We start from the raw sequence: 25,521 nt of genomic DNA on the forward strand, positions 1-25,521 counted from the left end.
TAAAATAAAAAAACCGCACTTGAAAGTGCGGTCGTATTTTATGTTATTTTTGTGGATTATAAAACATCAACACAATTTAAGTCTTCGAAAGATTGTTCTAAGCGTTTAGACATAGATTCTTCCATTTTACGTAACCAAACACGTGGATCGTAGTATTTTTTGTTTGGTGCATCTGGACCTTCTGGGTTACCTAATTGACCTTGAAGATAAGCTTCATTTGCTTTATAGAAATTCAAAATACCATTCCAAGATGCCCATTGAGTATCGGTATCAATGTTCATTTTGATTGCACCATAGCTAATTGCTTCGCGGATTTCTTCGCGGCTAGAACCAGAACCACCGTGGAAGACGAAATTAATTGGTTTTGCAGGAAGATTACGTTCTTTCGCAACGAACTCTTGTGATGCACCTAAAATAGATGGTTTTAATTTTACGTTACCTGGTTTGTAAACACCGTGTACGTTACCGAATGCAGCAGCAACGGTAAAGTTAGGGCTTACTGGATTTAATTGGTCGTAAACATAAAGCACGTCAGATGGTTGAGTGTATAAACGAGACTCATCAACACCAGAATTATCTACGCCATCTTCTTCACCACCAGTAATACCGATTTCGATTTCAAGGGTCATCCCCATTTTATCCATACGAGCAAGGTATTCACGGCAGATTGCCATATTTTCTTCCATTGGCTCTTCAGAAAGGTCAAGCATGTGAGAAGAGAATAATGGACGGCCAGTTTCTGCGAAGTGTTTTTCACCTGCGTCAAGTAAACCATCAATCCATGGAAGTAATTTTTTCGCTGCGTGGTCAGTGTGAAGAATAACAGGAACACCGTATTCTTTAGCTAAAGTATGAACGTGTTTCGCTCCAGCAATCGCACCAAGTACATCAGGACGAGCACCGCTTGCAGGTTTAATACCTTTACCCGCATAGAACGCTGCACCACCGTTAGAAAATTGAATAATAACTGGCGCTTTTACGCGTGCAGCAGTTTCTAACACGGCATTAACTGAGTCAGAACCCACGCAGTTTACTGCTGGAATAGCAAAGTTATGCTCTTTTGCATAAGCAAAGATTTTTTGCACATCTTCACCTGTTACGACACCAGGTTTCACGATATCTAATAATTTAGCCATACTTGTGTTTCCTTTTTATGTTTAGCGGGACAAACCCACAATTGGAGAATTTTTTTGACTTTTTATCGATGGCGACATTTTTAATACTCGCCATCGATATGTCACATAGGAAAAATGCGGTTAATTTTTCGCACGTTTTTCAAGAATTTCTACTGCTGGTAATACTTTTCCTTCTACGAATTCTAAGAATGCACCACCACCCGTTGAAATGTAAGAGATCTTGTCTGCAATACCGAATAAATCAATAGCCGCTAATGTATCACCACCACCTGCGATAGAGAATGCATCGCTGTTTGCAATTGCGTGAGAAATGATTTCAGTCCCTTTACGGAAGTTAGGGAATTCAAACACACCAACTGGGCCATTCCATAAAACGGTTTTTGCATTTTTGATGATTTCTGCTAATTGTTCTGCAGATTTATCACCAATATCAAAAATAGATTCCTCATCTTTCACTTCGTTTACTGCTTTTTCTGTTGCGGATGCCGTTTCAGAGAATTCTAAACCTACACGCACATCAACTGGCACAGGAATATCTGTGCTTGCTGCTAATTCTTTCGCAACTGGAATTAAATCAGCTTCATATAAAGATTTACCTACATTATGGCCTGCTGCCGCAATGAAAGTATTTGCAATACCACCGCCCACAATAATTTGGTCAGCGATTTTTGAAAGAGAATTTAATACTTCTAATTTAGTGGAAACTTTAGAACCACCAACAATAGCCACCATTGGGCGAGCGGGTTCTTTTAAGGCTTTACCTAATGCATCTAACTCAGCGGCTAATAATGGACCCGCACAAGCGATTGGTGCAAATTCTGCAACACCGTAAGTTGATGCTTGAGCACGGTGAGCGGTACCAAACGCATCCATTACAAATACATCGCAAAGTGCAGCATACTTTTTACCTAATTCTGGATCGTTTTTCTTTTCACCTTTGTTCACACGTACGTTTTCTAAAACAACAATTTCACCTTCTTTAACATCTACGCCGTTTAAATAGTCTTGTTCTAAACGAACATTAAAGCCTGCGTCTTTTAAGTAATCAACAACTGGTTGTAAAGAATCTTCTGGTTTGAATTCACCTTCAGTTGGACGACCTAAGTGAGAAGTTACCATCACTTTCGCGCCTTTTTCTAAGGCTAATTTTAAAGTAGGAATGGTCGCACGAATACGCGCATCTGAGGTCACTTTGCCATCTTTTACTGGCACATTAAGATCCGCTCGGATAAATACACGTTTACCGGCTAAATCTAAATCGGTCATTTTGATTACTGACATAATCTATCCTCTTGTTAAGTTAAAATTAAAATTGAAAACTTTTCGTATTATACCTACTTCGCGCTAGGTTGTAACGATTTAGATCAAAGAAATTCTTATTTGCTTTGGCAATTCATTACCTGCCATTTTTTATCATAACAAATGAATAATTCGTTTCGGCTTGCACCTAAATAAGCATTTTTTAATTGTGGATTATGTTGTTTCATCCAACGAAAAAGTTCATTACGGCTTAAATTTTGATTAGGTAATTTTAACGAGCTAAATAATTCCTGCTCCTTAGCAAAATATTGCTGGGCAGAATCAAATGCACAGCTACCATGTTTTTCCCATTCACCTTGCAATAATTGTTCACCTGGTGAGATAGACAAATATCGTGCTAATAAATCTTTTGGCAAGGCTGGTAAATCGCCCTTGCAAAAACGTGGATGATCCGTCACCGAAAGTGCATTTGCATTTTGAGGCCATAATCCATGAACGACCCAACCTAAAGTGCGGTTACTTCCACATTGGTATTGAGAGGAGAAAGGCAACTGATTACCATATTTTTCACGCTGAATATCACAAAATCCAGGCGACCAAGATAATGCCAACATATAATAATCGACAGGCGCCTTTGCATTTTGCCCGATAGGATCATCGCTCATAATCACATCATAATTGGCAAAAACATTCGGATTTTTCACCGCACTTTTTTCAATGTCCATCCGCTTTGTCTCAAATTGAGGCTCAAATTTAGACTCAGATACTTTTGTTTGCTTAGTCTGTTCGATTACGGGAGGAGATGATTGATTTTTAGTTTTGGTTGAATCGTTAAAATACTGCCAAATTGCTAATACAACGAGGACAATAAGAGAAAGGGAGGAAGTGAGTTTTTTCATAAATTTTGTTTAGTTTTTGTCAATCAAGTTTTTGTCAGCTATAATTCGCGGCTTTCAACTTTCTATTAAGGATCACAATGGCATTACTCATCACTAGCAAATGTACCAACTGCGATATGTGCTTACCAGAATGCCCGAACGAAGCCATTTCCATTGGCGATGAGATTTATGTGATCGATCCTGTACTTTGCACAGAATGTGTCGGCCATTACGATACCCCAACCTGTCAAAAAGTTTGCCCAATCACTAACTGTATTAAGCCCGATCCTGAACATCAAGAAACCGAAGAACAGCTTTGGGAACGCTTTGTGATGATTCATCATTCAGATAAATTGTAATTTTTAAAGCAACTGAAATATGACTTATTATCTTCTAAAATAGTGCGGTTAATTTTGAGCTTATTTTTATTATCAAAAAACTGAAATTTTTCACCGCACTTTTATCTATAAAAAGAACCACATTGAGTTACTTTTCTTCACATTACCCCGCTACGGCCGGTAAATATCCCCATTGAATTAAAAATGGAATGACCATAATCACCACGCCAATCAATAACGCAAACACCAAAGCAAAATTACCGCCAGCAACACGATATGGCAATGTTGGATTTTCAATACGTGTACGCCATGCCAAGCCAATTGGTAAAATTAAGCAATAGAACGCACACAACAAACCAGCGTAACTTAATGCAGTAATAAATCCTTCAGGATAAAACAATGCAAATACAAGTGGCGGTAAAAATGCGGCAATGGTTAATACAACGCGATTATTTGGCAAATGATAGCGTTTGAATAAATCACCTAAGCCTTCAAACACACCAAGCATTACGCCTAAGAATGAAGTAATTAAAGCGAGTGATGAGAACACGCGCACTACTTCCCCCATAAAATGAGAACCTGTGATTTCACGTGTTGCATTCACTAAACCATTTAGCGTTGGGTCAGCTTGTAAAATACGCACAAATTCACTTTGACTTAATACACCATGAGTTGCTAACTGCCATACAAGATAAGCGGCTAATGGAATCGCGGTACCAATCAAAATAGCACGACGAAATTTTTCTACACTTCCACCTAAGTAGCTATTTACACTCGCCATAATGACGTGGAAACCGAAAGAGGTGAAAAATATCGGTGCAGCAGAAACCACAAAAGCATAATCCAAAGGCAATGCCATTAAATTATCTGTTGATACTTTGGGAAGCATCATAAATAGCACAAAAGCAAAGGCGACTAACTTACCAATAAATAACACGCGAGTTAAACCATCCACGCCTTTCGTTCCTATAACGACAAAAGAACCTAATACCACAGTAAAGATAATAATCGCGGTTTTAAGCGACATCGCCTCCATTCCAAAAGCAGTTGGCAAACCTGAAAGTAAAGATCCACCACCCGTAATATAAGCGGCTGAAAGCGCATAAAGTAAAATTAACAAACTCAACGTTGCTAAAATTCGTCCCGGAACGCCAAAATATTTTTCAGCTAGCGTGGCAACACCATCATCCAACTGATCCGCTGTTTGATACACTTCTACAAACAACAATCCACTGTAAACCAACAAAGCCCACAAGCCAACGAGCAATAACACGGTATAACCAAAGCCCATGCCCGCTGATGTAAGCGGCATAGCAAGCATACCTGCTCCAATGGTTGTGCCTGCAATAATTAGTGCACTCCCAAATGTTTTATTCTGTAACATAAAATTATCCTTATAGTGTTGTGTTTGAAAACTAATTTAAAGTTGACCGCACTTTTCTTTATAATGTAAACGGCAAACAGAAAGGTAAGAGTCATTGCCGCCAATTTGAATTTGCGCGCCTTCTTTAATAACCTCGCCTTGATCATTTAAGCGCAAAACAAAATTAGCCTTACGGCCACAATAACAAATTGTTTTTAATTCTTCGAGTTGATCTGCCCAAGCCAGTAAATATTTACTTCCTTCAAAAAGTTCCGCTTGGAAATCTGTACGCAAGCCATAACAAAGCACAGGGATTTTGAGTTTATCGACAACATCGCTCAACTGGTAAACTTGTTGCTTGCTAAGAAATTGAGCTTCATCCACCAGCACACAATGCACTTTTTCTTTTTTTAAGTGCTCATTGATTTCATCAAACAAATTGGTTTCCGAGCGAAATAAAAAAGCATCTTGCGAAATGCCAATACGCGATGTGACTTTCCCCACGCCAAAACGGTCATCAATCGCAGCCGTATAAACTACTGTGTTCATATCGCGCTCACGATAGTTATAGGAAGATTGTAGCAACGTCGTTGATTTTCCAGCGTTCATTGTGGAGTAATAGAAGTAGAGTTTCGCCATTTTTTCTCCTAAATTGCTGGTAATTCCGTCATAGCCCAACGAGGCTTAACATCAATAGCCAGATCGCTATGCTGACCTTGTTTTAAACGTAAAAAACCTGTGTAAGCAATCATGGCACCATTATCTGTACAAAATTGAGGTTGAGGATAAAACACTTCACCACCTAAATTTTGCATTAAGTGCGCAAGCGTTTCTCGGAGTTTTTTATTTGCACTCACTCCCCCCGCAATCACTAAACGTTTATAGCCAGTTTCTTTTAATGCGCGCTTACATTTAATAGCAAGGGTATCCACCACCGCATCTTGGAAAGCATAAGCAATATCTGATTTAGTTTGCTCTTTTAGTTCACCCTCGTTTTTAATTGCTTGATTAATCGTATTCGCAGCAAACGTTTTTAAACCAGAAAAACTAAAATCAAGGCCTGCACGATCTGTCATTGGACGTGGAAATGTGAAACGATTTGGCGTGCCTTTTTCTGCTAAACGAGAAAGTGCCGCGCCACCAGGATAATCTAGTCCAAGTAATTTTGCTGTTTTATCAAAGGCTTCACCTGCAGCGTCATCAATGGATTCACCAATCACTTCATATTTTCCTACACCATCTACACGTACCAATTGAGTATGACCACCCGATACTAACAAAGCGACAAAAGGAAAGTGCGGTGAATTTTCATCAAGCATTGGCGCAAGTAAATGCCCTTCCATATGATGAACACCAATCGCAGGAACATTCCACGCATAAGCTAAAGAACGCGCAATCGTAGCGCCGACAAGCAATGCGCCGACAAGCCCTGGACCACTCGTATAAGCCACGCCATCAATATCGCTTGCCGTTAACCTAGCTTCTTCTAGCGCAGCTTTAATGAGAGGAGCTGTTTTACGAATATGATCGCGCGATGCTAATTCAGGAACCACACCACCATAATCTGCATGTAGGGCAATTTGAGTATAAAGTTGATTAGCAATTAATCCTTTTTCTTCATCATAAATTGCTACGCCCGTTTCATCACACGAGGTTTCAATGCCTAAGATTTTCATTGATTTTCTTAATTTATTACCTAAAATGTTGCGCGATTTTACCCTGTTTAAGCGGTTTTAACCAGTTGAAACCACAAATATTAAGGTGAATTGGCATTCTTTCCTTTACTTTTTCCCTAAAAGTAGATTAGAATTGCGTCCTTTATTAAATTTACCATTTGCACAGTGGTGCTTTGGTGAAAATAAAATTTTAAATTGCAATTAAATTAAACTCATTGAGGTGATTGGCTTATGCCTGTAATTAAAGTACGTGAAAACGAATCATTTGACGTAGCTTTACGTCGTTTCAAACGCTCTTGCGAAAAAGCGGGAATCTTAGCTGAAGTACGCGCTCGCGAATTTTACGAAAAACCAACTACAATTCGTAAACGTGAAAATGCAACACTTGCAAAACGTCACGCAAAACGCAACGCTCGCGAAAACGCGCGCAATACCCGTTTATACTAATTTATAGTATTTTCTGACTCGAGTTAAGACAAACCGTGAATCCTTTGGACTCACGGTTTTGTTACTTTAAGCAAAACAAAAATCTACGCCAAAAACGACCGCACTTTCACACCACGATCACGGAGGCTCGACAATGAAAGGTTCTATTCCACGCCCCTTTATTGATGATTTGCTAACAAAATCCGATATTGTCGATGTGATTAACACGCGCGTAAAACTAAAAAAAGCTGGCCGCGATTATCAAGCCTGCTGCCCTTTCCATCACGAAAAAACACCATCCTTCACGGTTAGTCAAAAGAAACAGTTTTATCATTGCTTCGGCTGTGGCGCACATGGTAATGCCATTTCCTTTTTAATGGATTATGACAAACTTGAATTTGTAGAGGCTATTGAAGAACTTGCAGCGATGGCAGGGCTTGAAGTTCCTTACGAAAAACGCGCTAATAACAGCGGGAAACCTCAAGCTAATTATCAAACCAAACGAAATCTCTATGAATTAATGCAAGAGATTGCCAAGTTTTATCAAAGCCAATTGCCATTAAATACGCAAGCGCAAGAATATTTACAACAACGTGGGCTTTCGGCTGAAATTATTGAGCGTTTCCAAATTGGGTTTGTACCGAATGCAATGGATACGGTATTACGTAAATTTGGTGTCAATCGCGAAGAACAACAAAAACTCATTGAATTAGGCATGCTTTCTCGAAATGATCGTGGCAATATTTACGATAAATTCCGAAATCGCATTATGTTTCCAATTCGCGATAAACGTGGGCGCACAGTGGCTTTTGGAGGGCGGGTATTAACAGATGAAAAACCGAAATATCTGAATTCGCCAGAAACCATTACTTATCATAAAGGTAACGAGCTTTATGGTTTGTATGAAGCCTTACAAGCCAACGATGAACCAAAACAATTACTTGTTGTTGAAGGTTATATGGATGTGGTGGCATTAGCACAATTTGGCGTGGATTATGCGGTCGCTTCTTTAGGTACGTCCACAACATCAGAACAAATTCAACTTATTTTTCGTTCGACTGAGCAAGTTGTTTGTTGTTACGATGGTGACCGTGCAGGGCGTGATGCGGCTTGGCGAGCATTAGAAAATGCGTTGCCTTATTTAGAAGATGGCAGACAACTCAAATTTATTTTCTTACCAGAGGGAGAAGATCCTGATACTTACATTCGCCAATATGGCAAAGAAAAATTTGAAGAATATATCGAAAGTGCACAATCTTTAAGCGAGTTTATGTTTGCTCACTTAAGCCCACAAGTTGATTTTTCTAGCAAAGAAGGGCGCGGAAAATTAGTTGCTCTGGCTGCACCGTTAATTCGCCAAATTCCAGGGGAAATGCTGCGCTTATCACTACGCAATATGCTTGCTCAGAAACTTGGGATTTTTGATCAAACTCAGCTAGAAAATCTTATTCCAAAACAATTAGAACAAACTGACACACAACAAAAAGTTGCTAATAATAAAATCAAGAAGACACCAATGCGAATGGTCATTTCATTGCTTCTTCAAAATCCTGAATTAGTGAAAAGAATGTCTGAAAGCGGTGTGCAAGCATTACGTGCAGAAGCTGGTTTTGAAATTCTGGAAAAATTGACCGCACTTTGTCGCCAACGAGAAGGGATTACGACAGGGCAGATTTTAGAGCACTTCCGTGATACGCCTTACAACAATCCTCTTGAAATACTGGCAACTTGGGATCATTTATTAGACGAAGCAGAAATAATCAATGCATTTTCACAAAACTATCGCCGCTTAAATATTCAAGCCATTGAGCGGGATATTGAAATGCTTATTGCTAAAGAACGAGCTGAAGGACTTACTAACGAGGAAAAAACAGTGCTCGTTCACCTTTTAGCGGGTAAAGAACAGCAGAAAAAACAGTTAGTTAATCCGCAATAACAATGATAAAATTCTAAGTTTGTAACAAGAATTATATTGCTACTATCACATCAAGCAAAACGGATATAAAAATGGAAAAAAATCAACAATCTACAGCTGAACAATATTCAGAACAAATTGAACAACTGATGGAATTAGGTCGCACTCAAGGTTATTTAACCTATGCAGAAATTAATGATTTATTACCAGAAGATGTCATCGACCCTGAATATTACGATAAGTTGCTACAAACGCTGCAAAATGATGCAGGGATTCCGGTTTTGGACGAAGCCCCTGAAAGCGATGAGATGATGTTGAATGACACCATTCCGGATGAAGATGCGGTGGAAGAGGCAACCCAAATTCTTTCAAATGTAGAATCTGAAATCGGTCGAACAACCGATCCTGTCCGTATGTATATGCGTGAAATGGGAACCGTTGATCTTCTTACTCGTGAAGATGAAATCAGCATTGCAAAACGTATTGAAGAAGGAATTGATGAAGTTCAAACATCCATTGCAGCCTATCCTGAAGCTTTAAATGGGTTGCTAAAAAATTATGATGATGTGGAAAAAGGAAACTTCCGTTTAGCTGACTTAATTACAGGTTTTGTCGATCCAAATGCCGAAATAGAAGAACATAATGTCATTGATGAAAACTTTTCTGAAGACGGAGAAGAATCAGAAAGTGCGGACGTTGAAGATAATGAAGATGAAGACGAAAGCGAATCAGAATCTACATCAGATTCAAGCGAATCTGATAATAGCATCGATCCAGAGGTCGCGAGAGAAAAATTCCAACAGTTAAAAGACCAGCATACCAAAACGCTTGCTGTTATTGAAAAACATGGTCGCTCAGGAAAACGAGCCCAGGATCAAATCGTACTGCTTGGTGAAATTTTTAAACAATTCCGCTTAGTACCAAAACAATTCGATTTACTCGTTTTATCAATGAAAGAAATGATGAAACGTGTGCGCTATGAAGAACGCCAATTACAAAAAATATTAGTTGATATTGCTGGAATGCCAAAAGATGATTTTGAAAAACTCATTACAACTAATGGCAGCAATACTGAATGGGTACAAAAAGCCTTAAAATCAAGCAAATCATGGGCAAAACGCTTACCAAAATATGAAGAACGTATTCTTGAGGCATTAAACAACTTAGCTAACATTGAAGAAAATACGAAACTTACCATTACCCAAATGCGCGATATTTGTGATGCAGTCTCCCGAGGTGAACAAAAAGCTCGTCGTGCCAAAAAAGAAATGGTAGAAGCTAACTTGCGTTTAGTAATTTCCATCGCGAAAAAATACACGAATCGCGGTTTACAATTCCTAGACTTAATTCAAGAAGGGAATATTGGCTTAATGAAAGCGGTAGATAAATTTGAGTATCGCCGTGGTTATAAATTCTCTACATATGCGACTTGGTGGATTCGCCAAGCAATTACACGATCTATTGCAGACCAAGCTCGTACAATCCGTATTCCGGTACATATGATTGAAACAATCAATAAACTTAACCGCATTTCTCGCCAGTTACTACAAGAAATGGGACGTGAAGCAACGCCAGAAGAATTAGCTGAACGCATGGGTATGCCGGAAGATAAAATCCGTAAGGTATTGAAAATTGCAAAAGAGCCAATTTCTATGGAAACGCCTATCGGTGATGACGATGACTCACATTTAGGTGATTTTATTGAAGATTCAACCTTAGAACTTCCTTTAGATTCTGCAACAGCACAAAGCTTAAGAGTTGCGACTCACGAAGTTCTTGAAGGCCTAACACCACGAGAAGCAAAAGTATTACGTATGCGTTTTGGTATCGATATGAATACCGATCATACGCTTGAAGAAGTGGGTAAACAATTCGACGTTACACGCGAACGTATTCGTCAAATTGAAGCAAAAGCGTTACGTAAATTACGCCATCCGAGCCGCTCAGAAACATTAAGAAGTTTCCTTGACGACTAAAAGTTACAAATAAAAAGGAGCTATGCTCCTTTTTTATTACATTAAACTAATAATAAAAAAACCCGATCTAAGACCGGGTTTTATTTTGCCTATCTGACAAATTATTCTGCAACAACGATTACATCTAATGTTGCAAATACTTCACCGTGAAGTTGGAAACGAACATCGTGGTCACCAAGAGTACGGATTGGACCGTTTGGTAAACGAACTTCACTTTTCGCAATTTTAACGCCTGCTGCAGTTACTGCTTCTGCCACATCACGAGTAGTGATTGCGCCGAATAAACGACCTTCATCACCTGCTTTAGATGCGATAGTCACAGAACCTAATGCAGTAACTTCTGCTGCACGAGCTTGAGCTGCTGCAAGATTTGCTGCTGCTGCCGCTTCTAATTCTGCACGACGTGCTTCAAAGTGTTCAATGTTAGCTTTAGTTGCCATAACTGCTTTACCTTGTGGGATTAAGAAGTTACGCGCAAAACCTGATTTAACATTTACTTGATCGCCCACTTGACCTAAGTGAACAATTTTATCTAAAAGAATTACTTGCATTACCGTATCTCCTTAATTACTGATGATTGTCAGTGTATGGAAGTAACGCTAAATAGCGAGCGCGTTTGATTGCACGTGCTAATTGACGTTGGTACTTCGCACGAGTACCGGTAATACGGCTAGGTACAATTTTGCCGCTTTCTGAAATATAGTTCTTTAATGTAGCGATATCTTTGTAATCGATTTCAACAACATTTTCCGCTGTGAAACGGCAGAACTTACGACGACGGAAATAACGTGCCATTTGGCTAGTCTCCTAATCTATAAATTCGATTTGCTCGGCATGTAAAACTAATTGGCATAACCCACTTTGGGTTTTATGTGATGTAATAAATCCCACCACCAAAATTTTACTACCGACCGTAATGCTTTGAGTTTTTTCTATCAATTGATTACCACTAATTTGAACTGGCATCTTTAACCAAGCTTGACGTGTGAAACCACCTTCAATCTGATCAGAACGATGTTCTAACAAAAACTTGCAATGCTCAATTCCACTAGGGCTCTTTAATCGCTTTGGCAACTGAGAAACGATTCCCATAACCGAAAAACGATTATCAATTTTCAAATTACTCTTCAGCATCCTCAAAATCGTTGTTTTCAACTTCAGCTAAAGGTTTACGTTCTTCTTTAGCCGCTTTCATTGGGGACGCTTCTGTTACGGCGTGCTTAGTATGGATAACAAGACTGCGTAATACAGCATCGTTATAACGGAAAGTCGTTTCTAGCTCGTCGATGACTTGTTGAGGCGCTTCTACATTCATAAGCACATAGTGTGCTTTGTGTAATTTATTAATTGGGTACGCTAATTGGCGACGTCCCCAATCTTCTAGGCGATGAACTTGACCACCAGCTTCTTTTACAGAACCGGTGTAGCGTTCGATCATACCTGGTACTTGCTCGCTTTGGTCCGGATGAACCATAAACACGATTTCGTAGTGACGCATTACTGCTCCTTACGGGTTAATCAGCCTTTGACGTAGATCAGCCACCAATCTGCAAAGGCAAGGAACGAAAAATTCAATGTGGCTAAGGGTTGCGGATTATACCGATTTTTTTACGTTCCGCAACCAGTTTGAGTTCTTTTTGAACAAAAAAGAAGGCCGATATTATAACAATATCGGCCTATCTCAAGTCTTCTGCGATTAACGACTGCGGAAAATAATACGACCTTTACTTAAATCATAAGGAGTCATTTCTACAGTCACTTTATCCCCAGTCAAAATACGGATATAATTTTTACGCATTTTTCCAGAAATATGTGCAGTAACCACGTGACCGTTTTCTAACTCCACGCGGAACATAGTATTCGGTAAAGTCTCTAAAATTGTGCCTTGCATTTCAATGCAATCTTCTTTCGCCATTGTATCCTCTAAAAATAATCGATTTTTTATCCGCACTTTAGGCGGAAAAGTTAAGAAAAACGGGCGGATTATAGCCGTTTTTGGCTTTCTACGAAAGAAAAAATAATATTGTTCATAAAAAACTCAATTTAGCATAAGTTAACAATGATTTACAAAGCCAAAACAAGCCCTATAATAACCGCACTCTTATAAAAGAAGATAATATATGAATTCAAAAAAACACTTAGGCCATACGGCGCGTAAACGCTTTGGTCAAAACTTTTTACATGATACCTCTGTAATTCAAGGTATCGTGGCGGCAATTTACCCTCACCCCAATCAATTCTTAGTGGAAATTGGTCCTGGGCTGGGGGCATTAACAGAGCCTGTTGGTGAACTTGTCGATCATCTGACTGTAGTAGAGCTTGACCGAGACTTAGCAGAACGTTTACGTCACCATCCATTTTTACATCAAAAGCTAACCGTTATTGAAACGGATGCGATGCAATTTGATTTTGGTGAACTTTATACAAAAGAAAATTTAGCAGAAAAAGGGCAAAAATTACGTGTGTTTGGTAACTTACCTTACAACATTTCTACCCCATTGATGTTCCACTTGTTTAAGTATCATGATGTGATTCAAGATATGCACTTCATGCTGCAAAAAGAAGTGGTGAAACGCTTATGTGCAGGACCAAATAGTAAAGCCTATGGCCGTTTAACCATTATGGCGCAATACTTCTGCCAAGTGATGCCTGTACTTGAAGTGCCACCTTCTGCCTTCAAACCTGCACCGAAAGTGGATTCAGCTGTTGTGCGTTTAATTCCTCATAAAGAATTGCCGCACCCTGTAAAAGATTTATATTGGCTGAACCGCGTGTGCTCCCAAGCGTTTAATCAACGCCGTAAAACACTGCGCAATGCGCTCTCAACATTATTTTCACCTGAAAATCTGACCGCACTTGGTATTGATTTAAATGCACGTGCAGAAAATTTGGCTATCGCAGATTATGCCCGCTTAGCAAACTGGTTGGCGGATAATCCTCCTGCTGATATTAATAAAGATGAAATCTTAGATTCAGAAGAGTAAAAGAGCGGTCAAAAATGGCAACCTATTTCGTCGGCGACTTGCAAGGCTGTTATGATGAATTACAGCTTTTATTAGAGAGTGTAGATTTCAATCCTACGCAAGATAAACTTTATCTTGTGGGAGATCTTGTGGCCCGTGGGGATAAATCACTTGAATGCCTTCGTTTCGTAAAATCACTTGGCAATGCAGCACAAACTGTACTAGGCAATCACGATTTACACTTAATTGCGACTGCACTGGGTATTAAAAAAGTGAAACCACGTGATCGTGTTGGTGCCATTTTTAATGCGCCCGATTTTGATGAACTGATTCATTGGTTACGTCATCAGCCATTACTTGTACACAATGAAGAATTAAACTTCCTGATGGCGCATGCTGGTATTTCGCCTGATTGGGATTTGAAAACTGCGAAATCTTGTGCAGCTGAAGTTGAACAGATTTTGCAACACGGTGATTTTCATTATCTCATTGAAAATATGTATTCTGAACAGCCTGATCGCTGGTCGCCAGATTTACAGGGCTTAGCGCGTCATCGTTACATCATTAATGCTTTTACTCGAATGCGTTTTTGCTATTTAGATCATCGTTTTGATTTTGCCTGTAAATCCCCTTTAAAAGATGCACCAGCTGAACTCACGCCTTGGTTTAATTTAGATAACCCACTTTATAAACAAATTCCCATTATCTTTGGGCATTGGGCAAGTTTAGTGGATGAGCCTACTCCACCAGGTATTTATGCCTTGGATACAGGATGTGTGTGGAATAATCGGATGAGCCTGTTGCGTTGGGAAGACAGACAGATCTTCACGCAAAGTGCGGTCAAAAATTACAGTGATTTTTAAGGAAACGCCATGCTCTCGCTCAATGCTGAATCTTGCGAACTGTTCAATATTCCTTTCTATCAATTCGCCCAAATGAAGAAATTCTGCCCGGAAGATATTCCGGCAATTAAAGCTGATTACAAATTACATTGGGATAACTGGAAAGCTATTATCCAAGAAGTCGCAAAGCAGCTTGGCACACCTTTTGCAAAACCGCATATTGAAAGCTGGACCAATGGCTGGCAGGTACGCGCCCATTTCTTCGCTTATTTTAAATACGAGTTTAACCAAAATTCTGCAGCCATTTTTTCCGTGCTCTTAAATCGCCGTCGATTAAGAGTGTGCTTGGATTGGCACTGCTATCGTGCCGATCGCTCACAAATTAATGTGCAACAATATAATTATTGGCTTGATCAATTTGATTTCAAACAATTTGCTGATTTTGATATTTGGCGAGAGGGTGAAAGTGAATATGATGATTTTCGCCAAGTAAAACAAATGACTAAAAACGATCTCATTTTACGCTCAGAAGAAGATTTTTGGTGTATTGGGAAAAGTATTGAAAAAGATCAACTAAGTCAAATCGATCCCATTTTATTTATCACCCAAACCATCCAACAATTACAACCGCTTTACGATCGCTGCCATCAATGAAATGCGGTCATTTCCATTAAATTTTTTCTTCTTGTTTATTTGTTATGCTATCATTACAGCAGTTTAACATTTTTAACAATTTTGCTTTTAGGAGTACATTATGAAAAACGTCGTGATCGTTGGCGGGGGGGCTGGCGGCATTGAATTAGCGACATTTTTAGGCGACAAATTAGGTCGAAAAGAACAGGCTAAAGTGACGCTTGTGGATCGCAATACGACCCATTTGTGGAAACCATTATTACATGAAATAGCTACGGGTGTGATGGATGATGGCATGGATTCTCTTAGCTATCGCGCACATGGTAAAAATCACCATTTCAGTTTTGAACAGGGTTCAATCACTCGTATTAATCGTGAACAAAAATATGTTGAACTCGCCCCTGTTTATGGGCAAGAAGGCGATATGCTCGTCATTGCTCGCCGAATTCCTTATGATTACTTAGTGGTTGCAATCGGTAGCAAATCAAATGATTTCAACACAAAAGGTGTGGCAGATAACTGTATTTTCTTAGACAGCTCAGATCAAGCATTGCGCTTTCAGCAAAAAATGTTGGAATTATTCCTTAAATTCTCTGAAAACCGTGCTTTAGATGATATTGGTGAAGAAGAATTTAAACAAAAATTAGTGGATGAAAATAAAGTGAATATTGCCATTGTCGGTGGTGGAGCAACTGGTGTGGAATTAACAGCTGAGCTTTATCATGCTACGGAAGATTTATCTTCTTACGGCTATGGCAAGATTGATAACTCATGTTTACAAGTCACACTCGTTGAAGCAGGACCTCGCTTACTGCCAGCATTACCCGAAGATTTATCCGCTGCAGTATTAGAGGAATTGCAAGAAATGGGCGCGAACGTGAAATTAAACACGATGATCACGGAAGCCCAACCAAACACGCTCATCACCAAAGATGACGAAGAAATCAAAGCTGATCTGATTGTGTGGGCAGCAGGTGTTCGCACCTCAACGGTGACACAGCAATTCGATGGATTAGAGCTTAACCGTATCAATCAATTAGTGGTAAAAGATACTCTCCAAACCACTGTGGATGACAGCATTTTCGCCATTGGCGACTGTGCAGCATTAATGCAACCAAACGGTAAATTAGTCCCGCCAAGAGCTCAAGCCGCACATCAAATGGCAAAAGCTTGTGCAAAAAATATCTTTGCACTTTTTGAGCAAAAACCATTAAAAGCATTTAAATATAATGATAAAGGCACCTTGGTTTCTCTCTCGAGCTTTACTGCATTAGGCAGTATTTCGAATAAATTTGGAAAAAATCCACTTACCGTTCAAGGTAAATTTGCACAATTTGCCTATGTATCCTTATATAGAATGCATCAACATGCTTTACATGGTTGCATTAAAATTGGATTGATTATTCTGGTTGATAAACTTAATCGTTATTTAAAACCAAGATTAAAATTACACTAATCTTTAAAAACAAAAGTGCGGTGAAAAATCACCGCACTTATTATCGAAATTTAACTTCTTGTACAATACGCTTAGCTGCAGCTATGGGCAATTGCCCGATAAAAGTAATTTCTTTTCCACCATTCACTTCACTATAAATCGTATATGCCCCTTGCTTCCAAGTATTTTCTGGCAAAACATTAGAACCTGCGTTAGAAACAAATAGTGTAAAAGTAAACAAACCATCGCTATATAGCGCACTATCTATCACTTCATTTTCTAATGTTTCTTGAGTATATCGAATTAAAGAAAAACCTTGTGGCAACCAACCTGCAGACCAAGTTATATCTGAACTTTGTTCATTTTTACTTTCTTTCAACAAAGGGGGCATTGAGACTTTATTAATATACTCCGTCAACCCTCTTAGTCTATCGTCGATATAAAGCGTTACAACTCTAAACTGATCAAGTAATTTACCCTCACTATCAAGCATATCACCGCGTAATAATAAACCATTTTCTTCATCGACAAACACTAAATATTGATATCGGAAATCATCTTTAGGGACGATACGAATCGTGTCAGCAAAACGCCCAGCCACTCGATCTTTTCCTATTTTTATAAAATCATAAACTGAAGAAAGTTTATCAAAATCAGCGCGAACAACAGCCGGCATTGCATCGACAATATTGCCACTATTAAGCGTAAATGCTTGAGTATTTGGCTGAAAATAACTGACTAAATTATCACGTTGAATAATTTCTTGTTGACGCCCATCAAGCGTCACTAATTGCGCATAAGTTTTATTATCTTTCTTAATATGACGATAGCGAAAGGAATCCATATTTGATGGGGTTGTTTGAACAAAGGCAAGCTCATAATTGAGATTATCCAATGCTTGTGTCATTTTATCTAAAGACTGCTTCGCAGAAAGCTCTTCAGCTGAAGTAATGTTACTAAATAGAAAAGAAAGAGAAAGTGCGGTGAGTTTTAACGCGATTTTTTTCATAAACATTAAATTTAAAGGATAAAAATTCACCACACTAAATAGTATATTAGGTGGTGAATTAACATAAATGCACAGGGCTAATCCATATTATTTTTGACTATTACTACTTACATTTAATGCATCTGCATTCATACGACGTTGTAATTCATAGTTCTGTAACATCGCACCAATACGGCGACTTTTTTGTTCAAGCTGCTCTGATGTCAATGTATCTTTGCTCGGCGCATTGTAGCTAACCTCTTGAACCGCATTATTAAATGGCAAGGTTTGCAATACTGGAGTCTCAGGTAAATTAGACGCTTCGTTTTTATTATTGAAAGATTGAACACCAAGTACCGCCACTAAACATACACCAGCAGCAACCGCAACTTGCGTCATTGGCGCAAAGAACGCTTTTAATTTTTGCATAAATGCAGAATTATGTGCATCTTCTGGTTCAGGTTGAGACACGGCAATGACATCGACTTTCTTCACTTCTTCAGATTCAATTAAACCTGCCATTTTAGCGGTAAAATCAGCCCCTAGAAACAAAACGCTTTCTTTACGCATCACTGCACGTACAGCATGGAATGCCTGCCAAGATTCTTGTAATTCTTCGTCTTTCAATAAAGCATCTGTCAAGCCAGCTTCGACTTGTTCGCCATCCATATAGGCTGAAAGTTGCTCTTTTTGCATAGTAAACTCCGACTTTTTTATTCGCGTTGCATCAGTGGTTGAATTTTATTCTCAATAATTTCCCTTGCGCGGAAAATACGAGAACGAACAGTACCAACAGGGCAATCCATAATTTCTGCAATCTCTTCATAGCTCAAACCTTCTAGCTCTCGCAAGGTGATTGCTGTTTTTAGATCTTCTGGCAAACTGTGAATCGTACTAAACACGATTCGTTCAAGTTCACTAGATAACATTTCATTTTCAGGGGTATCTACATCCCGCAAGTGCGTACCCACATCATAATTTTCAGCATCCTCAGCTAAAATATCTTCATTAGGTGGACGACGCCCTTGAGCCGTTAAATAATTTTTTGCCGTATTGACGGCAATTCGATAAAGCCATGTATAGAAAGCACTTTCGCCACGAAAAGATTCAATTGAGCGATAAGCCTTTATAAAGGATTCTTGCACCACATCAGGAATATCGTTACGTGATACATAGCGAGTCAAAAGCCCCGCCACTTTATTCTGATAACGAGAAACCAACAAATTGAAGGCTTTCTTATCCCCTTGCTGCACTCTTTCTACCAAAGCCTGATCTGTTAGCTGTTCAGCCATATTTCTCCTATGCCAATATCTAACACGCCTTAATATTCAAGACAGCAAGCTCTTGTTGCAATCTCAGACACAAGTGTGTGAAAAAAGTTCATACGTATCTTAATAATTTTAATTAGTTGTGATTTTTTGTACGTTTTGGATATATTCCACCATAGATTGAATTTCTGAATCTGATGATTGACCACGATTAAAAAACCAAGAAAACAGCTGCAGATCTGTACTTGCTAATAAACGAATAAATATATCTTTTTTGTCATCTGTTAATTCATCAAAATGCTTCAAATAAAAAGGCATAATGATTTTATCCAACTCCAACATTCCTCGGCGGCAATCCCATTCAATACGGAGTTTATTATATTTTTCCATTTTTAATTCCTTAAATTTTAGGGGGCGATTATAGCCTAAAAAATAACAATAAAAAAAGGTTGGCATATTTACCAACCTTTATTTTTCAATTTCATTATTTATTTTTTAATAAATCGCGAATTTCTGTGAGCAAATCTTCTGATGTAGGACCTGCTTTTTTCTCTTCAGGTTTTCTCACTTTATTAAGTGCCTTAATCATCATAAAGATTGCAAAAGCAATAATAATGAAATCAATCACATTCTGAATAAATACACCGTAGTTTAAAGTAACAGCTGGAACATCACCTTGTGCTTGAGCTAATACAAATTTCATATCTTTGAAATCAATGCCACCTGTTAAAATACCAAGCACAGGCATAAAAATATCACTAACAAGTGAACTTACGATCTTACCAAACGCACCGCCGATAATCACACCGACAGCCATATCTACAACATTACCGCGCATTGCAAATTCGCGAAATTCTTTAATAAAACTCATAATAATTTTTCCTTTAGAGATTGAATAAAAGAGCGCCTATTATAATGAGTCGCTCTTAAAAGTAAATAAATCGTTAAATGAAGAATGCACTTGGCTGGAACAATTTTTCAATTTCAGGCACATTCTTCTTATCACTCAAATAAATCACCACATGATCGCCTTCTTCAATCACAACTTGGCGTCGTGCAACAATTACATCATTACCACGCAATAAAGCACCAATAATGGTTCCCATAGGCAAACGCAACTCGCCTATTTTGCGCCCGACCACATTGGAGGTGCTTTCATCACCATGCGCGACAATTTCAATAGCCTCAGCAATACCATGTCGTAATGTAGCCACATTTTTCACATCCCCTTTACGAACATGCCCAAGTAAAGCAGAAATTGTCGCTTGCTGTGGTGAAACTACAATATCAATACTTCCACCTTGAATCAGGTTTATATAGGCAATTCGTTGAATCAGCACCATTGCTTTCTTGGCTCCCAAACGTTTTGCCAATAAAGCGGACATAATATTCGCCTCATCATCACTACTCAATGAAAGGAACACATCGACATTTTCAATATGCTCTTCAAACAATAAATTTTGATCAGACGCATCACCATAAAAAACCAAGGTTTTTGAAAGTTTTTCAGCTAGCAAATTAGCCCGTTCTTCATCACGCTCAATTAATTTTACGGTACAAACATTTTCCAAACATTTCGCTACGCCAGCAGCAACATTTCCGCCCCCAACAATCATTACGCGTTTATAAGGTTTTTCTAAGCGTTGAAGTTCGCTCATTACTGCTTTTATATGCTCAGTTGCACAAATAAAAGTAATTTCATCACCGGCTTCAACAATAGTAGAACCCTGCGGACGAATCGGTTTGCCGTTACGCAAAATAGACATAATACGACAATCAATATGTGGCATATGTTCACGAAATGCGGAAAGCGCATATCCAACCAAAGGACCACCATAATAAGCTCTTACCACAACCATGCTAATACGATTATTAGCAAAATAGGCAACTTGTAATGCCCCTGGATAAGCAATTAAGCGTGTAATTTCATCTGTCACAAGATTTTCAGGCGAAATCAAATGATCAATAGGTACATTCTCATCATTGAATAACTTATCTTTTTCACGTAAATATTCTGAATTACGAATACGGGCAATACGAATTGGTGTATTAAATAATGTATAGCCCATTTGGCAGGCTACCATATTGATTTCATCAGAAGCTGTTACGGCAACCATTAAGTCGGCATCGGCCGCACCTGCATCGCGAAGCACTTTTGGTGATGATGGAGAGCCTTGCACCACACGCAAATCATGCTTTTCTTGTAAAGCTTGTAACTGTGGGGACTCATTATCAACTAGTGTGATATCGTTATCTTCACTAACCAAATTTTCGGCAAGCGTTGTTCCTACCTGACCTGCGCCCAAAATAATAATTTTCATCGCTTACTCCGTTCGTTCTAATACAAGAGGACGAATGCCTATTTCTGATGAATTTAGACCGCACTTTAATGCGTTAATTTGACGACAAATTTCATCTGTCACCCCATTAGCCTGCGCCATTTGTTCTTCAGTAATCTCCTGTGGCGATTTTTGGAATAAAATCGCATCCAATAGCCGTTCTGCATGCATTCCATCTCTGCAGTAATGAAGTACCCCAACATCATTAAATAGCGTTGCAACTTTAGCTATCTTAGTTGTCGCAATACCAAGTGCACCATCTTCACCGCCTAATTGACGAAATAATTCATCTTGTGGAAAACCGCCACACGCCAAGAAAAAAGCTCGACGAAAAACCATGCTCCCACCACAGGTCATTCGCATATGTTGCCATGCAAACTCAAAATTAGGATGTTCAGCGTAGCGCGCGGGCAAATCAATCGGTTTTAATGCTAAACGTACCACTGAGGTATCTGATTGAAAATGAAAAGTCGCCGCAGCAACTTCTAATGCGCCCTGTTCATAAGCATCATCAGCGTCTAAAAAAGCAATAAATTCATTACTTGATTGCAAAGCACCCCAATTGCGCGTTTTCGCCACCCCGCTATTTCTCGACATAGACTCGACAACTATCTTTTCCGGATATTGTGTTGCCCATTCTTGCGCTAAAGCTAACGTGTTATCTTTAGAGCCATCATCAATCAACCAAATTTTCCCCAAATAAGTTTGAGACAATACGGACTGCACTGCACGAGATAGCGTTTGTTCTGCATTATAGCAAGGAATAATTACATCAATATTGGCAAACATTTTAGCCTCTAAGCACATTTACGTAACTTCGCATAATAGAACCCATCACCACCATTTGGTTGCGGAATGAATTGAAAACCCACCGCACTTGTATCATCACCAAAAGGTAATGACAATAACTCTGCATCCGCGTGAGCATTTAAAAATGCTTGGATTTGTTCGCAATTTTCTTCTGGCAATACAGAACAAGTCGCATAAAGCAAAACACCATTTTCCTTAAGTTTTTCCCAAAGCGCACTCAGAATTTTCTTCTGTAATTCAACGAGCTGAGCGATATCGGCTTCTTTGCGTAACCATTTTATATCGGGGTGGCGACGAATCACCCCTGTAGCAGAACAAGGAGCATCAAGTAAAATTCGGTCAAATTTCACCGCACTTTTACCGATTTCATCTAACCATTCGTTAGGTTTACTCGCATCACCACACACCACTATCGCTTGCTGATTTAAACGTGCAAGATTTTCTTCCACTCGTTTTAAGCGATGCGCTTCTACATCTAATGCAATCACATTAGCTTGAGGTGCCAGTTCCAAAATATGGGTCGTCTTACCGCCCGGTGCCGCGCAAGCATCGAGGATCCACTCCTCATTTTTTGGCTCAAGCAACGTTGCTGCCCACTGTGCACTTAAATCTTGTACTGTTACAGCTCCTTCTTCAAAGTGCGGTAATTTTTGCACAGCAATCGGTATATCTAAACACAGCGCATTAGGATGATGGCTTGTTTTCGAAGAAACACCTTGTTCTTCAAGTAAAGTGCGGTAAGTTTCGAGTGAGTTTTTTTGTGAATTCACACGTAGCCACATTGGTGGTTTCTGATTGTTCGCCTCAATGATCTCACGCCAATTCGGATAGGCTTTTTTTAATTTATTCACGAACCATTCAGGGTGAAGCGTTTGCCAATTTTTATCAATAATTGCCAACATTTCATCTTGCTCACGTAAAAATCTACGCAAAACCGCATTCACTAATCCTCTAAAACTATCAGATTTTAATGATTTTGTTGCGTTCACAACTTCATCAACTGCCGCATGAGCAGGCACTCTCATGTAAAGCAATTGGTATAACCCTACAAGCAACAGGCAATGAACAATGCGAGTTTTACCTTTAAGCGGTTTATCCACAAGACGTTTGATAATTTGCTCTAAGCGAGGCAATACGCGACACACGCCAAAACAAATTTCTTGTAACAAGGGCAAATCTTGGGCTTTAACAGAAGATTGCACTTCTGGAATTAACGCCGACAAGGATTTGCCCTCATCCAATACTTGCAAAATTAAGTTTGCTGCAATAGCTCTGGTCGAAAGTGCGGTCATTTTTACTGAATTTTTTACGTTGATAGTTTTAGAAGAAAATTTTTTCATTATGCAAGCATCTTACCAATAGTAAACCATTCTGCACGGCCATTTAATAAATCTTGTGCAGACATAGGCTTTTTACCTGCAGGTTGCAATTGCAATAAATTTAAGACGCCATCAACAGTCGCAATTTGAATGCCATTTTTGTCCGCACTTAAAATAGTTCCCGCTGGTTTATCTTGATGAGGAAACACTTCCGCTTGATATACTTTTAAAGTTTGTGCATTGCCATCCTTATCTTCTGTTGAAAAATAAGCAATCGGCCAAGGATTAAAAGCACGAATATTACGCTCAAGTTGCATTGCAGAAAGTGACCAATCTAATTGCGCCTCTTCTTTAGAAAGCTTTTCTGCATAATTGCTTTGACTGTCATCTTGTTTTTCGGCTATAAATTTACCGTTTTCAAGATTATCTAAAACATCGATTAATGCCGATGGAGCAAGCTCTGCCAGTTTGTTATAAAGACTTGTTGAAGTTTCAGTCGGTAAAATATCACAATAAACTTTGTGTAACATATCACCTGTATCTAAACCCTCATCCATTTGCATAATAGTTACGCCAGTTTGTGCATCACCAGCCCAAATTGAGCGCTGAATGGGTGCAGCTCCTCTCCAACGGGGAAGAATAGAACCATGCACATTCAAACAACCTAAACGAGGGGCGTCTAATACAGCTTTCGGTAAAATTAATCCATAAGCGACAACAACCATTACATCTGCATTTAACGCTTTTAGTTCAAACTGAGCCTCTTCTTTACGTAAGGATTTAGGTTGATAAACGGGAATGTTATTTTGCTCTGCAAGTTGCTTGACTGGGCTTGCTTGCAATTTTTTACCGCGACCAGCTGGTTTATCTGGTTGAGTATAAACAGCGATCACGTTATGTTGAGAATTTAGAATGGCTTGTAAATGCTGTGCAGCAAAATCTGGCGTACCAGCAAAAATAATATTAAGTGATTTCATAATGTTCTACGTTATGGTGATTGATAGGAAAAAGTGCGGTTAAAATCAACCGCACTTTAATTAAGAATAAGAAGCTTATTGTTTCGCAATTTGTTTTTTATATTTCACCAATTTTTCTTTAATACGTTGGCGTTTAAGTGGAGAAAGATAATCAACAAATAAAATTCCATTTAAATGATCAATTTCGTGTTGAATACATATCGCAAGCAAACCATCAGCATCTAAAGTAAATTCTTTACCATCACGATCTAACGCTCTCACTTTCACTTTTTCTTTACGAGTAACCAACGCACGGAACCCTGGAATGGATAAACACCCCTCTTCAATTCCAGTTTCGCCTTCAGAAGCCAAAATTTCAGGATTAATCAAGACAAGCTGATTTTTTTTATCACCTTCAACATCAATAGTAATAATACGTTGCAAAATATCTACTTGAGGTGCAGCTAAACCAATACCTTCCTCTTGATACATCGTATCAAACATATCATCAACAATTTTACGAATTGCATCATTAACTTCAGTAACAGGCTCACAAACAACCTTTAAGTGATCATCAGGATAAATTAAAACATTAAGTGCGGTCATAATTTCTCTTGTTTTAAGGATAGAATTTTAGCGGGATTGTAGCACAGCTAATAAAACATTTATAGGACGTGACTTCATATGAGTTGAAAAATCACTTATTTATTGAAAATTAAAATCAGACTCTTATTTGATTAAATAATGAGTAAATTCCAAAAAACAAAAACCCCAGTAGCTCAACTGGGGTTCTTCTGTTTTTATTTTATTTTATTTTATTTAATTTAGCTTTGTATTTAGTAACCTGGCGGTGCCCTACTCTCACATGGGGAAGCCCCACACTACCATCGGCATTACAGCGTTTCACTTCTGAGTTCGGTATGGTGTCAGGTGGTTCCACCGCACTATCGCCGCCAGGATAATTCTTTGATAACTTTTATTCTAACTTCTATCTATGTTC

29 protein-coding genes and 1 rRNA gene are annotated in these 25,521 nt (G+C 38.8%); 8 read left to right on the forward strand and 22 right to left on the reverse strand.

Annotated elements, in window-relative coordinates:
- Positions 1–56: 56 nt before the first annotated feature.
- From fbaA to KKW16_RS08010, 3 genes are all read right to left on the reverse strand, one after another.
- Entirely contained in the window at positions 57–1,136 is a 1,080-nt protein-coding gene (gene fbaA / locus KKW16_RS08000) for a class II fructose-bisphosphate aldolase (RefSeq protein ID WP_005639380.1), read from the reverse strand.
- A 120-nt stretch (positions 1,137–1,256) separates the two neighbouring features.
- Complete coding sequence (gene pgk / locus KKW16_RS08005; protein WP_065264926.1) at positions 1,257–2,417, reverse strand: phosphoglycerate kinase; 1,161 nt, start codon at positions 2,415–2,417, stop codon at positions 1,257–1,259.
- Between the two features lie 95 nt (positions 2,418–2,512).
- Entirely contained in the window at positions 2,513–3,295 is a 783-nt protein-coding gene (locus KKW16_RS08010) for a ribonuclease T2 family protein (RefSeq protein WP_111407916.1), read from the reverse strand.
- A gap of 77 nt (positions 3,296–3,372) precedes the next feature.
- Here KKW16_RS08010 and KKW16_RS08015 point away from each other — a divergent pair, with 77 nt between their 5' ends.
- Positions 3,373–3,633: a YfhL family 4Fe-4S dicluster ferredoxin gene (locus tag KKW16_RS08015; protein WP_005627640.1), complete on the forward strand. Its 261-nt coding sequence runs from the start codon at positions 3,373–3,375 to the stop codon at positions 3,631–3,633.
- Positions 3,634–3,775: 142 nt separating this feature from the next.
- On the opposite strand, the gene KKW16_RS08020 is transcribed toward KKW16_RS08015, so the two are convergent.
- From KKW16_RS08020 to tsaD, 3 genes are read right to left on the reverse strand one after another with little or no spacing between them, the layout of a single operon-like run.
- The gene (locus KKW16_RS08020) at positions 3,776–4,996 is read right to left on the reverse strand and encodes an aromatic amino acid transport family protein (RefSeq protein ID WP_065264928.1); all 1,221 of its coding nucleotides are present in this window, start codon (positions 4,994–4,996) and stop codon (positions 3,776–3,778) included.
- Positions 4,997–5,032: 36 nt separating this feature from the next.
- Positions 5,033–5,614 carry a thymidine kinase gene (locus KKW16_RS08025; protein ID WP_046942645.1) on the reverse strand — a complete coding sequence of 194 codons (582 nt, stop codon included), beginning with the start codon at positions 5,612–5,614 and terminating at the stop codon, positions 5,033–5,035.
- An 8-nt stretch (positions 5,615–5,622) separates the two neighbouring features.
- Complete coding sequence (gene tsaD / locus KKW16_RS08030; RefSeq protein WP_048952886.1) at positions 5,623–6,651, reverse strand: tRNA (adenosine(37)-N6)-threonylcarbamoyltransferase complex transferase subunit TsaD; 1,029 nt, start codon at positions 6,649–6,651, stop codon at positions 5,623–5,625.
- A 231-nt stretch (positions 6,652–6,882) separates the two neighbouring features.
- Between tsaD and rpsU the strand changes: the two genes are divergently transcribed.
- The 3 genes from rpsU (at position 6,883) to rpoD (ending at position 10,968) form a co-directional block, all read left to right on the forward strand.
- On the forward strand, positions 6,883–7,098 hold the full coding sequence (gene rpsU / locus KKW16_RS08035; protein ID WP_005627632.1) for a 30S ribosomal protein S21: 216 nt from the start codon (positions 6,883–6,885) through the stop codon (positions 7,096–7,098).
- Positions 7,099–7,231: 133 nt separating this feature from the next.
- Positions 7,232–9,013 (forward strand): DNA primase, encoded by a 1,782-nt coding sequence (gene dnaG / locus KKW16_RS08040; RefSeq protein WP_065264929.1) that lies wholly within the window; start codon positions 7,232–7,234, stop codon positions 9,011–9,013.
- 71 nt (positions 9,014–9,084) lie between these two features.
- The gene (gene rpoD, locus KKW16_RS08045; protein ID WP_048952884.1) at positions 9,085–10,968 is read left to right on the forward strand and encodes an RNA polymerase sigma factor RpoD; all 1,884 of its coding nucleotides are present in this window, start codon (positions 9,085–9,087) and stop codon (positions 10,966–10,968) included.
- Positions 10,969–11,069: 101 nt separating this feature from the next.
- On the opposite strand, the gene rplI is transcribed toward rpoD, so the two are convergent.
- From rplI to infA, 5 genes are all read right to left on the reverse strand, one after another.
- A complete protein-coding gene (rplI, locus tag KKW16_RS08050) occupies positions 11,070–11,519 on the reverse strand; it encodes a 50S ribosomal protein L9 (protein WP_005627626.1) in 450 nt (149 codons plus the stop codon).
- Between the two features lie 16 nt (positions 11,520–11,535).
- Positions 11,536–11,763: a 30S ribosomal protein S18 gene (gene rpsR, locus KKW16_RS08055; RefSeq protein ID WP_005598105.1), complete on the reverse strand. Its 228-nt coding sequence runs from the start codon at positions 11,761–11,763 to the stop codon at positions 11,536–11,538.
- Positions 11,764–11,775: 12 nt separating this feature from the next.
- A complete protein-coding gene (gene priB / locus KKW16_RS08060) occupies positions 11,776–12,102 on the reverse strand; it encodes a primosomal replication protein N (protein WP_065264930.1) in 327 nt (108 codons plus the stop codon).
- The gene (rpsF, locus tag KKW16_RS08065; RefSeq protein WP_005627620.1) at positions 12,089–12,466 is read right to left on the reverse strand and encodes a 30S ribosomal protein S6; all 378 of its coding nucleotides are present in this window, start codon (positions 12,464–12,466) and stop codon (positions 12,089–12,091) included. Before rpsF ends, priB begins: the two co-directional genes overlap by 14 nt.
- A 198-nt stretch (positions 12,467–12,664) precedes the next feature.
- On the reverse strand, positions 12,665–12,883 hold the full coding sequence (gene infA / locus KKW16_RS08070; RefSeq protein ID WP_005627617.1) for a translation initiation factor IF-1: 219 nt from the start codon (positions 12,881–12,883) through the stop codon (positions 12,665–12,667).
- A gap of 205 nt (positions 12,884–13,088) precedes the next feature.
- Between infA and rsmA the strand changes: the two genes are divergently transcribed.
- From rsmA to KKW16_RS08090, 4 genes are all read left to right on the forward strand, one after another.
- Complete coding sequence (gene rsmA, locus KKW16_RS08075; protein ID WP_111407917.1) at positions 13,089–13,952, forward strand: 16S rRNA (adenine(1518)-N(6)/adenine(1519)-N(6))-dimethyltransferase RsmA; 864 nt, start codon at positions 13,089–13,091, stop codon at positions 13,950–13,952.
- Between the two features lie 14 nt (positions 13,953–13,966).
- Positions 13,967–14,794 carry a bis(5'-nucleosyl)-tetraphosphatase (symmetrical) ApaH gene (gene apaH / locus KKW16_RS08080; RefSeq protein ID WP_111407918.1) on the forward strand — a complete coding sequence of 276 codons (828 nt, stop codon included), beginning with the start codon at positions 13,967–13,969 and terminating at the stop codon, positions 14,792–14,794.
- Positions 14,795–14,803: 9 nt separating this feature from the next.
- Positions 14,804–15,427: a glucose-6-phosphate 1-dehydrogenase family protein gene (locus KKW16_RS08085; RefSeq protein WP_111407919.1), complete on the forward strand. Its 624-nt coding sequence runs from the start codon at positions 14,804–14,806 to the stop codon at positions 15,425–15,427.
- 100 nt (positions 15,428–15,527) lie between these two features.
- Complete coding sequence (locus KKW16_RS08090; protein WP_111407920.1) at positions 15,528–16,862, forward strand: NAD(P)/FAD-dependent oxidoreductase; 1,335 nt, start codon at positions 15,528–15,530, stop codon at positions 16,860–16,862.
- Between the two features lie 40 nt (positions 16,863–16,902).
- On the opposite strand, the gene rseB is transcribed toward KKW16_RS08090, so the two are convergent.
- The 11 genes from rseB to rrf form a co-directional block, all read right to left on the reverse strand.
- Complete coding sequence (gene rseB, locus KKW16_RS08095; protein WP_032803392.1) at positions 16,903–17,850, reverse strand: sigma-E factor regulatory protein RseB; 948 nt, start codon at positions 17,848–17,850, stop codon at positions 16,903–16,905.
- A gap of 87 nt (positions 17,851–17,937) precedes the next feature.
- Entirely contained in the window at positions 17,938–18,525 is a 588-nt protein-coding gene (locus KKW16_RS08100) for a sigma-E factor negative regulatory protein (protein WP_009500401.1), read from the reverse strand.
- Between the two features lie 17 nt (positions 18,526–18,542).
- Positions 18,543–19,121, reverse strand: coding sequence for an RNA polymerase sigma factor RpoE (gene rpoE, locus KKW16_RS08105; RefSeq protein WP_005627595.1), 579 nt, complete (start codon positions 19,119–19,121; stop codon positions 18,543–18,545).
- A 108-nt stretch (positions 19,122–19,229) separates the two neighbouring features.
- Positions 19,230–19,487 carry an FAD assembly factor SdhE gene (locus KKW16_RS08110; protein ID WP_005643996.1) on the reverse strand — a complete coding sequence of 86 codons (258 nt, stop codon included), beginning with the start codon at positions 19,485–19,487 and terminating at the stop codon, positions 19,230–19,232.
- Positions 19,488–19,581: 94 nt separating this feature from the next.
- Entirely contained in the window at positions 19,582–19,968 is a 387-nt protein-coding gene (gene mscL / locus KKW16_RS08115) for a large-conductance mechanosensitive channel protein MscL (protein WP_005630888.1), read from the reverse strand.
- Between the two features lie 73 nt (positions 19,969–20,041).
- The gene (gene trkA / locus KKW16_RS08120) at positions 20,042–21,418 is read right to left on the reverse strand and encodes a Trk system potassium transporter TrkA (RefSeq protein ID WP_140450255.1); all 1,377 of its coding nucleotides are present in this window, start codon (positions 21,416–21,418) and stop codon (positions 20,042–20,044) included.
- Positions 21,419–21,421: 3 nt separating this feature from the next.
- Entirely contained in the window at positions 21,422–22,225 is an 804-nt protein-coding gene (locus KKW16_RS08125; protein ID WP_048952909.1) for a glycosyltransferase family 2 protein, read from the reverse strand.
- 8 nt (positions 22,226–22,233) lie between these two features.
- Positions 22,234–23,586: a 16S rRNA (cytosine(967)-C(5))-methyltransferase RsmB gene (rsmB, locus tag KKW16_RS08130; RefSeq protein ID WP_215768175.1), complete on the reverse strand. Its 1,353-nt coding sequence runs from the start codon at positions 23,584–23,586 to the stop codon at positions 22,234–22,236.
- Positions 23,586–24,542 (reverse strand): methionyl-tRNA formyltransferase, encoded by a 957-nt coding sequence (fmt, locus tag KKW16_RS08135; RefSeq protein WP_111407922.1) that lies wholly within the window; start codon positions 24,540–24,542, stop codon positions 23,586–23,588. Before fmt ends, rsmB begins: the two co-directional genes overlap by 1 nt.
- A gap of 75 nt (positions 24,543–24,617) precedes the next feature.
- The gene (gene def / locus KKW16_RS08140; RefSeq protein ID WP_111407923.1) at positions 24,618–25,127 is read right to left on the reverse strand and encodes a peptide deformylase; all 510 of its coding nucleotides are present in this window, start codon (positions 25,125–25,127) and stop codon (positions 24,618–24,620) included.
- 236 nt (positions 25,128–25,363) lie between these two features.
- A 5S ribosomal RNA gene (gene rrf, locus KKW16_RS08145) occupies positions 25,364–25,479 on the reverse strand.
- Between the last annotated feature and the right edge of the window lie 42 nt (positions 25,480–25,521).

Origin of the sequence: Haemophilus sp. SZY H8 (assembly GCF_018829755.1) — a bacterium.
GTDB classification, from domain to species: Bacteria; Pseudomonadota; Gammaproteobacteria; order Enterobacterales; family Pasteurellaceae; genus Haemophilus; species Haemophilus haemolyticus_K.

Coding starts and splice junctions, on each gene's coding strand:
- fbaA (WP_005639380.1), bottom strand. CDS start 1,136: ATGGCTAAATTATTAGATATCGTGAAACCTGGTGTCGTAACAGGTGAA.
- pgk (WP_065264926.1), bottom strand. CDS start 2,417: ATGTCAGTAATCAAAATGACCGATTTAGATTTAGCCGGTAAACGTGTA.
- KKW16_RS08010 (WP_111407916.1), bottom strand. CDS start 3,295: ATGAAAAAACTCACTTCCTCCCTTTCTCTTATTGTCCTCGTTGTATTA.
- KKW16_RS08015 (WP_005627640.1), top strand. CDS start 3,373: ATGGCATTACTCATCACTAGCAAATGTACCAACTGCGATATGTGCTTA.
- KKW16_RS08020 (WP_065264928.1), bottom strand. CDS start 4,996: ATGTTACAGAATAAAACATTTGGGAGTGCACTAATTATTGCAGGCACA.
- KKW16_RS08025 (WP_046942645.1), bottom strand. CDS start 5,614: ATGGCGAAACTCTACTTCTATTACTCCACAATGAACGCTGGAAAATCA.
- tsaD (WP_048952886.1), bottom strand. CDS start 6,651: ATGAAAATCTTAGGCATTGAAACCTCGTGTGATGAAACGGGCGTAGCA.
- rpsU (WP_005627632.1), top strand. CDS start 6,883: ATGCCTGTAATTAAAGTACGTGAAAACGAATCATTTGACGTAGCTTTA.
- dnaG (WP_065264929.1), top strand. CDS start 7,232: ATGAAAGGTTCTATTCCACGCCCCTTTATTGATGATTTGCTAACAAAA.
- rpoD (WP_048952884.1), top strand. CDS start 9,085: ATGGAAAAAAATCAACAATCTACAGCTGAACAATATTCAGAACAAATT.
- rplI (WP_005627626.1), bottom strand. CDS start 11,519: ATGCAAGTAATTCTTTTAGATAAAATTGTTCACTTAGGTCAAGTGGGC.
- rpsR (WP_005598105.1), bottom strand. CDS start 11,763: ATGGCACGTTATTTCCGTCGTCGTAAGTTCTGCCGTTTCACAGCGGAA.
- priB (WP_065264930.1), bottom strand. CDS start 12,102: ATGCTGAAGAGTAATTTGAAAATTGATAATCGTTTTTCGGTTATGGGA.
- rpsF (WP_005627620.1), bottom strand. CDS start 12,466: ATGCGTCACTACGAAATCGTGTTTATGGTTCATCCGGACCAAAGCGAG.
- infA (WP_005627617.1), bottom strand. CDS start 12,883: ATGGCGAAAGAAGATTGCATTGAAATGCAAGGCACAATTTTAGAGACT.
- rsmA (WP_111407917.1), top strand. CDS start 13,089: ATGAATTCAAAAAAACACTTAGGCCATACGGCGCGTAAACGCTTTGGT.
- apaH (WP_111407918.1), top strand. CDS start 13,967: ATGGCAACCTATTTCGTCGGCGACTTGCAAGGCTGTTATGATGAATTA.
- KKW16_RS08085 (WP_111407919.1), top strand. CDS start 14,804: ATGCTCTCGCTCAATGCTGAATCTTGCGAACTGTTCAATATTCCTTTC.
- KKW16_RS08090 (WP_111407920.1), top strand. CDS start 15,528: ATGAAAAACGTCGTGATCGTTGGCGGGGGGGCTGGCGGCATTGAATTA.
- rseB (WP_032803392.1), bottom strand. CDS start 17,850: ATGAAAAAAATCGCGTTAAAACTCACCGCACTTTCTCTTTCTTTTCTA.
- KKW16_RS08100 (WP_009500401.1), bottom strand. CDS start 18,525: ATGCAAAAAGAGCAACTTTCAGCCTATATGGATGGCGAACAAGTCGAA.
- rpoE (WP_005627595.1), bottom strand. CDS start 19,121: ATGGCTGAACAGCTAACAGATCAGGCTTTGGTAGAAAGAGTGCAGCAA.
- KKW16_RS08110 (WP_005643996.1), bottom strand. CDS start 19,487: ATGGAAAAATATAATAAACTCCGTATTGAATGGGATTGCCGCCGAGGA.
- mscL (WP_005630888.1), bottom strand. CDS start 19,968: ATGAGTTTTATTAAAGAATTTCGCGAATTTGCAATGCGCGGTAATGTT.
- trkA (WP_140450255.1), bottom strand. CDS start 21,418: ATGAAAATTATTATTTTGGGCGCAGGTCAGGTAGGAACAACGCTTGCC.
- KKW16_RS08125 (WP_048952909.1), bottom strand. CDS start 22,225: ATGTTTGCCAATATTGATGTAATTATTCCTTGCTATAATGCAGAACAA.
- rsmB (WP_215768175.1), bottom strand. CDS start 23,586: ATGAAAAAATTTTCTTCTAAAACTATCAACGTAAAAAATTCAGTAAAA.
- fmt (WP_111407922.1), bottom strand. CDS start 24,542: ATGAAATCACTTAATATTATTTTTGCTGGTACGCCAGATTTTGCTGCA.
- def (WP_111407923.1), bottom strand. CDS start 25,127: ATGACCGCACTTAATGTTTTAATTTATCCTGATGATCACTTAAAGGTT.